Raw genomic sequence first — 8,049 nt, 5'->3', positions numbered from 1 at the left:
ACTTCGGGAGAAGGTACGCTCTTGACGGTGAAATCCCTCGCGGATGGAGCTATTGAGAGTCGCAGATACCAGGTGGCTGCAACTGTTTATTAAAAACACAGCACTGTGCAAAATCGTAAGATGACGTATACGGTGTGACGCCTGCCCGGTGCCGGAAGGTTAATTGATGGGGTTAGACTTCGGTCGAAGCTCTTGATCGAAGCCCCGGTAAACGGCGGCCGTAACTATAACGGTCCTAAGGTAGCGAAATTCCTTGTCGGGTAAGTTCCGACCTGCACGAATGGCGTAATGATGGCCACGCTGTCTCCACCCGAGACTCAGTGAAATTGAAATCGCTGTGAAGATGCAGTGTACCCGCGGCTAGACGGAAAGACCCCGTGAACCTTTACTACAGCTTGGCACTGAACATTGAGCCTACATGTGTAGGATAGGTGGGAGGCTTTGAAGCAGGTACGCCAGTATCTGTGGAGCCGACCTTGAAATACCACCCTTGTATGTTTGATGTTCTAACTTAGCCCCGTTATCCGGGGTGAGGACAGTGCCTGGTGGGTAGTTTGACTGGGGCGGTCTCCTCCCAAAGAGTAACGGAGGAGCACGAAGGTGGGCTAATCACGGTTGGACATCGTGAGGTTAGTGCAATGGCATAAGCCCGCTTGACTGCGAGAATGACAATTCGAGCAGGTGCGAAAGCAGGTCATAGTGATCCGGTGGTTCTGAATGGAAGGGCCATCGCTCAACGGATAAAAGGTACTCCGGGGATAACAGGCTGATACCGCCCAAGAGTTCATATCGACGGCGGTGTTTGGCACCTCGATGTCGGCTCATCACATCCTGGGGCTGAAGTCGGTCCCAAGGGTATGGCTGTTCGCCATTTAAAGTGGTACGCGAGCTGGGTTTAGAACGTCGTGAGACAGTTCGGTCCCTATCTGCCGTGGGCGTTGGAAGATTGAAGGGGGCTGCTCCTAGTACGAGAGGACCGGAGTGGACGAACCTCTGGTGTTCGGGTTGTGATGCCAATCGCATTGCCCGGTAGCTAAGTTCGGAATCGATAACCGCTGAAAGCATCTAAGCGGGAAGCGAGCCCTGAGATGAGTCTTCCCTGATACTTTAAGTATCCTTAAGGGTTGTTCGAGACTAGAACGTTGATAGGCAGGGTGTGTAAGCGCTGTGAGGCGTTGAGCTAACCTGTACTAATTGCCCGTGAGGCTTAACCATACAACACCCAAAGGGTTTTGATGGACTCAATGAAAGAACATTGAATGTGTAAGAACTGAAAACAGCTTTCCGAATTAAAGAATTTGCTTGGCGACCATAGCGATTTGGACCCACCTGATTCCATGCCGAACTCAGAAGTGAAACGAATTAGCGCCGATGGTAGTGTGGGGCTTCCCCATGTGAGAGTAGGACATCGCCAGGCTTTGAACATTATCTGTTTAAAGCACGATTGAGATAAGACTTTAAATAGACCACTGCGGAGTGGTAGTTCAGTTGGTTAGAATACCGGCCTGTCACGCCGGGGGTCGCGGGTTCGAGTCCCGTCCACTCCGCCACTTATTAGAAAGCCCAGTCGAAAGACTGGGCTTTTTTACGTTTAACGCTCCTGAAAGTGCTGGGTTCGTCTGCTCGACGGTTTTATACAGACAAGAAAAAGCCAGCACGTTGGCTGGCTTCGAAGAGTTCGAAGAGAGGGCTGGCGAGATTAAAGAATAATGTCTCGTACTTCAGGATCTTTGCGTTCTAGGTAGTGTGTCGATTTAATGCGACGAATGGTGCGGCAGCGTCCACGGATCAGTAAGGTTTCTGTGGTGGCGATGTTACCTTGGCGCGTAATGCCCTCAAGCAGGTCACCTTTGGTGATGCCAGTGGCAGAAAAGACAACGTTATCGCTGCGAGCCATCTCTTCCATAGTCAGCACAACATTGGCTGTCACGCCCATTTCTTCGCAACGTTTTAGCTCAGCAGCGCCATAGATGCGGTTTTCTTCGCTATCACCTTTAACTTCATGCCTTGGTAGCAAACGGCCATGCATATCACCATCGAGTGCACGGATCACAGCGGCAGACACTACACCTTCTGGTGCGCCGCCAATGCAGTACATCATGTCGACTTCACTGTCAGGCAGGCAGGTAAGAATGGAGGCGGCCACGTCACCATCAGGCACGGCAAAAACGCGTACCCCCATTGCTTGCATCTCAGCAATCACCTTATCGTGACGCGGTTTTGCTAAGGTGATCACCACAAGTCGATCGAGCGGCTTGTTGAGCGCTTCAGCGACGTTAATAAGGTTTTCTTTGAGTGGTTTATTGAGGTCAATACAGCCTTTTGCACCTGGCCCCACAACCAGTTTTTCCATGTACATATCTGGGGCTTTTAAGAAGCTGCCTTTTTCACCCGCGGCCAGAACAGCCAGTGCATTGGACTGGCCCATGGCTGTCATGCGGGTCCCTTCAATTGGGTCAACCGCGATATCGACACAATCACCACCTGTCCCTACTTTTTCACCGATATACAGCATAGGCGCATCATCGATCTCGCCTTCACCAATGACAATCTCACCTTCGATTTCTGTCTTATTAAGCAGGGTACGCATCACTTCGACAGCGGCACCGTCGGCGGCGTTCTTATCGCCACGGCCAAGCCATTTATAACCCGCTAGGGCTGCGCCTTCGGTAACTCTTGAGAATGCCATTGCTAAATCGCGTTTCATGATGACTCCAACTGGTAGGAAAAACTGAACAAAATTAAATCGCCGCGATTTTAGCACATCACTAGGGAAACGTTTGCCTTTTTGGTTCAACTGGCTTGAACTGGATCAAACCAGGGGCAGGAAAACGGACGGAACTATTCATTCGTCTGGTCTTGTAAACTCTGAGTCAAATTGCGTTGTTTTTTTAATCGAATGACGCAGATTTGCAAATATAGGGCGTGTTTAAAGCGGCGTGGCTGAGTAGAATGGAAGGTAAATGGGTTTGTCATGTCGTATGACCCAACCATCCAGAGAATGATTAAAAAGGTAGGCAACGATGTCTTTTGAAGTACTAGAAAAACTAGAAGCAAAAATCCAAACCGCGGTTGATACTATCACTCTGCTTCAAATGGAAGTGGAAGAGCTTAAAGAAGAAAAGCAGAAGCTAGCAAACGAAGCGAACGAACTGCGTACAAGCCGTGAAGAGTTGGTCGCGCAAAATCAGCAGATGCAACAAGAACACACAGCATGGCAAGAGCGCATCCGCAGCTTGCTAGGTAAGATGGAAGACGTTGAGTAATCACCGTTTCTGTAGACTAAAAAGGGTTGGCACTACGCCAACCCTTTTGCTTTGATGTCTGTCAGATTAGACCTGAGGGCGCACGCCCAAAGTGTGGCAAAGTGCGTAGGTCATTTCGGCGCGGTTAAGAGTGTAGAAGTGGAAATCTTTCACGCCTTCACGACTTAGGATACGCACCATGTCGATGGCTTGACTCGCACCTACCAGTTGGCGAGTGGTTGGGTCGTCATCCAGCCCTTCAAATTGTTTCGCCATCCAGCCAGGGACTTTGACGTTATTCTGCGCGGCAAAACGTGAAGCTTGTTTAAAGTTGGAAACAGGAAGGATGCCCGGAACAATTTCGACATCAATGCCAGCCGCAACACTGCGATCACGAAAGCGTAGGTAGCTCTCTACATCAAAAAAGAACTGAGTAATGGCGCGGTTTGCGCCTGCATCGACTTTACGCTTGAGGTTCAGCAGATCCGACTGCGCACTTTTTGCTTCAGGGTGTACCTCGGGAAAGGCTGCAACAGAGATATCAAAGTCGTGACGTGATTTAAGCAGTTCCACGAGATCGGAGGCGTACATATCCGGTTTGCCACCACCAGGAGGAATATCACCGCGCAGTGCGACGATGCTTTCAATACCATTGTTCCAGTAATCGTCAGCAATCTGAATGAGCTCGTCACGGCTGGCATCGATACAAGTGAGATGAGGTGCCGCAATTAGGCCGGTCTCGGCTTTGATCTCTTTAATGATGGAGTGAGTGCGATCGCGCTCGCCGGAGTTGGCGCCGTAGGTAACAGAGACAAACTTAGGCTTAAGGGTTTTGAGACGATGAACCGAGTTCCACAGCGTCTCTTCCATTTTTTCGCTGCTCGGAGGAAAGAACTCGAATGACACATTGATGTTGTTCGATAGCTCGGCAATATTTTGGTTTAAAGCGTCAATATGACTCGCGTGTGTGTATCCCATCTTACTCTCTCCGTGTGGCGACCCTATCCGTAGGTAACTGTAGCCCCAACATTCAATTTGATTAAATCGACGTTTAGACGTCTATATGTCCACAGAATGTATTGAATACGTTTTAATGTCAACACTCCCACCATGAATTTTTTTCAAGTTCATAATGAGAGAATTTGAAGTGCGCGCAGAACGACGCCCGAATAAGAAAACAGGTTGCCGAAGCAACCTGTGAAACTAGAGAAAACTGGACAACAAGTTAAGGTCTGATTGAATCGCGCCTGAGGTCACTTCCCGACCCGCCCCCGGTCCGCGAATGACCAGTGGGTTGTCCTTATACCATTTGCTCTCAATCGCAAAGATGTTGTCGCATGGTAACAGGTTGGCCAAGGCGTGCTCTTTGCTGAGTGCTTCGACACCTACTCGAGCTTTACCGTTCTTTTCCAGTCTGGCGACGTAGCGCAGCACTTTGTCTTCACGTTGCGCTTTCTCGAGCCTTTCTGCTAGCTGTTCGCTGAGCTGTTGGCTGTTATCGAGAAAGTCATCCAGTGAGAGATCGGCCAGTTCATCGGGCACTAAGCTCTCGACTTTGACCGATTCAGGTTCAATCTCGAGACCGGCTTCTCTGGCTAAGATGACCAGCTTGCGCATTACGTCAGAGCCATCGAGATCCTGCCTAGGGTCTGGCTCGGTTAAGCCTTGCTGCCACGCTAAATCGACTAACTCGGCAAACGGTACGCTGCCATCATATTGTTGGAACAACCAAGAGAGGGTGCCAGAGAAAATCCCTGAGACCGCATAGATGACATCGCCACTTTCACGCAAATCGCGCACAGTGTGGTTGATCGGCAAGCCTGCTCCAACGGTGGCATTGTAGAGCCAATGGCGGTTTATTTTGGCAAACGCATCTTGGACTTGGTGGTAGTAAGCACTTGAGGCAGAGCCGGCAACCTTATTGGCAGAGATAAGATGCATGCCTTGCTCGGCTATATCGAGGTAACGCTCAGCTAACTCTTTACTCGCCGTCACGTCGAGTACGACCACATCGTCATAGCCCTGAATCGCACCGAGGCGCTGGATCCACTCGCCTTGCTGATAAGGGATAGACTCTTCATCGAAATGCTCACTGACCGCGCTAGGATCGATGCCTTGGTCATTAAACCAATAGGTTTGGCTGTCGATCACCGCCACGAGCTCAAAACTCATTCCACGACGCTTTTCTAGCTCTGCTTTTTGTTCTGCAAACAGGGTTAACCAACTGGAGCCAATGTTGCCTTTGCCGCATAGGGCGATGCCGACTCGTTTTTGTGCTTGGAAAAGTTGGTTGTGAATCGCCTTAACGAGTGGTTCGGTTTCGGTGCGGCGTAAGACAGCCACCAAACTGAGACCGGAACGAGACTCAGAGATGAACTCGACAGGCGATGACTTGAGCTTCTGGTAAAAGCCGTAACAGTGGTTGGCGTTGTTGGTGACACCAGCGCCCACCGCAGCAACAAGGGCGTAGCCCTCTTTGAGTTTAATTTCTGCTGCGATGGCGGAATCTTGTAAGAAGCCTAAAGCGCCCCCTGCAATTTCCGAGGTATAAGCAAGGCGTAATGAGTGCTTATCCGCTTGGACTTCATAAGTTAAAGGTTCAAGTTGGGCGCGTTTCAAACTGCTCAGCACTTCTTTTTCCATGCGATTGAAATCATGGCCAGAGGCGAAGTTTAACTGAATCAACAACACGTCATTGAGTGAGGAGATGATCTTGGCACCACGCCCAGAGGCGAGGACGCGCTCAATGCGGCTAGAGCCAGATTCAGGGTCGTAACTGCAGCGCAAGTGTAAGTCCATCGTACTTTGAGCGACAGGCTGCAAGGTACGGCTATGCAGCACGGGGGCGGCAAGGCGTGCCAGTTCACTTGCTTCATCCAGTCGCAATAGGGGCAGAAGACAAGCATCACTGACAAGGCGAGGGTCTGCGCTGTATACGCCAGCAACGTCACTCCAAATCGTGACGCGACTGACCTCTGCGAGCGCGCCAATCACGGTGGCAGAGTAATCGGATCCGTTTCGGCCAAGCAGCACGGTTTGGCCTGCTTGGTTTTGCGCCATAAAGCCGGTAAACACCAGACGACGCTGTGAGTGTTGCGCCAAAATTTCCTTCAGTAGTGGGTAGGACTGACCACGATCCACTTCAGGTTGCGTGCCGGTTTCTGCCCGTAAGAAAGTGCGAGAGTCTTGCGCGATGGCTGGTAAACTCGCTTGATTCAATAGCGCGGCGAGCAGTCTTGAGGACCACATTTCACCGTGGCCAAGTACCGCAGCTCGCTCCACCTCGCTTAACGGGGCGCTTAATTCACCGAGGGTGGTGAACTCGTCTTTGAGCGTCGCCAGCATGTGCGCTTGTTCGTCGTCACTGTCAATCAAGGCTTCGATAAGCCCTGTTTGGAATTGTCGTACCGACTGCAACGCTTCATGGGCAAGACGGCCATCTTTATAGAGCGCTTCGGTAAATTCAATCAAATGATTGGTGGTTTTACCGGCCGCTGAGACAACGATCAGATCATCGCTGCCTGAGTATTCTTTGAGTATGGTGACTACCCGGCGGTAGCACTCCGGATCCGCTAAGCTGCTACCACCAAATTTATGCAGTTGACGCGATGTCGTCATTACGCGGACTCCTTCACACAGTTAAAGGCTTGTTTGAGATCGTCAATCAGGTCATCGGCATCTTCAAGACCGACAGACAGACGCAGCAGTTGCTGAGAGACACCCGCCTCGGCCAGCGCCGCTTCACCCATCGCACGGTGGGTCATTGACGCTGGGTGACAAATGAGGCTTTCTACGCCGCCTAGCGATTCTGCAAGCGAGAAGAGTTTCAACTCACCGACAAACTGTTTCAGTTCTTCAAAGCTGCCAGCGAACTCGAAGCTGAGCATAGAACCAAAGCCGGATTGTTGTTTCTTGGCGATGTCATGGCCAGGGTGATCCGGCAAGCTTGGGTGATAGATGCGGCCGACCAGTGACTCTGTTTTCAGAAAGTCGAGAATGTTTGCCGAGCTTTGTTCGTGCACCTTCATTCGTGCGCCCAACGTGCGGATGCCACGCAGCGTCATGTAGCTATCAAACGGCGTGCCGGTGGCCCCAATGCAGTTGCCCCACCAAGCCAGTTCTTCAGCGTGCGCTTTGGTTTTGGTGATCACCACGCCGCCAATCACATCGGAGTGACCGTTGATGTATTTGGTGGTTGAGTGAATAACGAAATCGGCACCCAGTTCGAGTGGCTTCTGGAAAATCGGGGTTAAGAAGGTATTGTCAACCGCGACCAGCGCGCCAACTTGTTTCGCTTGCTGGCAGACTTTCTCGATATCCACCACACGTACCAAAGGATTTGATGGCGTTTCCAACAGGATAAGCTTGGGTTTCTGGTTGATGGCGGCGGTCAAGGCTGCGTCATCGGATTGGTCGACAAACAACACGTTGAAGTCGCCCTTTTGCGCGCGGGTATTGAAGAGTCGATAGGTGCCACCGTAGCAATCGTGTGGCGCGATGATCAAATCGTCTGGACCGACAAACGCAGAGACCCAAAGGTTGAGCGCTGAGGTGCCACAATTGGTCACTACAGCGCCTTCTCCACCTTCTAACTCATACAGCGCCGTTTCAAGCAGGCCACGGTTCGGGTTACCAGAACGCGTGTAATCGTATTTCGGCACTTCACCAAACGCCGGAAAGCCATAATTGGTCGAGAGATAAATAGGGGGAACGACAGCGTGATGTTGGGTGTCTGACTCGATACCAGTACGTACCGCGATGGTGGCGGGTTTGCGCGTGCTCATAGCGTTTTCCTTGCGAACAG

General features: G+C 51.1%; 5 protein-coding genes, 1 tRNA gene and 2 rRNA genes. 4 read left to right on the top strand and 4 right to left on the bottom strand.

Annotated features, from left to right (window positions below):
- The 3 genes from AC6R10_RS10115 to AC6R10_RS10105 form a co-directional block, all read left to right on the top strand.
- Positions 1–1,215, top strand: a 23S ribosomal RNA gene (locus AC6R10_RS10115); the annotation flags it as partial.
- An 86-nt stretch (positions 1,216–1,301) separates the two neighbouring features.
- Positions 1,302–1,417: ribosomal RNA gene (gene rrf / locus AC6R10_RS10110) — 5S ribosomal RNA — on the top strand.
- Positions 1,418–1,473: 56 nt separating this feature from the next.
- Positions 1,474–1,550, top strand: a tRNA-Asp gene (locus AC6R10_RS10105).
- A 149-nt stretch (positions 1,551–1,699) separates the two neighbouring features.
- On the opposite strand, the gene glpX is transcribed toward AC6R10_RS10105, so the two are convergent.
- On the bottom strand, positions 1,700–2,707 hold the full coding sequence (glpX, locus tag AC6R10_RS10100; protein WP_334555688.1) for a class II fructose-bisphosphatase: 1,008 nt from the start codon (positions 2,705–2,707) through the stop codon (positions 1,700–1,702).
- Between the two features lie 316 nt (positions 2,708–3,023).
- Here glpX and zapB point away from each other — a divergent pair, with 316 nt between their 5' ends.
- On the top strand, positions 3,024–3,266 hold the full coding sequence (gene zapB / locus AC6R10_RS10095) for a cell division protein ZapB (protein ID WP_334555687.1): 243 nt from the start codon (positions 3,024–3,026) through the stop codon (positions 3,264–3,266).
- Positions 3,267–3,332: 66 nt separating this feature from the next.
- Here zapB and metF read toward each other — a convergent pair whose 3' ends face one another.
- The 3 genes from metF to AC6R10_RS10080 all read right to left on the bottom strand — a co-directional run bounded on the left by metF (position 3,333) and on the right by AC6R10_RS10080 (position 8,029).
- On the bottom strand, positions 3,333–4,223 hold the full coding sequence (metF, locus tag AC6R10_RS10090; RefSeq protein WP_487902563.1) for a methylenetetrahydrofolate reductase: 891 nt from the start codon (positions 4,221–4,223) through the stop codon (positions 3,333–3,335).
- Positions 4,224–4,448: 225 nt separating this feature from the next.
- A complete protein-coding gene (locus AC6R10_RS10085; protein ID WP_500672137.1) occupies positions 4,449–6,863 on the bottom strand; it encodes a bifunctional aspartate kinase/homoserine dehydrogenase II in 2,415 nt (804 codons plus the stop codon).
- Complete coding sequence (locus AC6R10_RS10080) at positions 6,863–8,029, bottom strand: O-succinylhomoserine (thiol)-lyase (protein WP_500672136.1); 1,167 nt, start codon at positions 8,027–8,029, stop codon at positions 6,863–6,865. Before AC6R10_RS10080 ends, AC6R10_RS10085 begins: the two co-directional genes overlap by 1 nt.
- Between the last annotated feature and the right edge of the window lie 20 nt (positions 8,030–8,049).

The organism is Vibrio sp. R12-SG2-ISO1, assembly GCF_059834045.1.
This window is presented reverse-complemented; position numbering and strand designations above follow the sequence as displayed.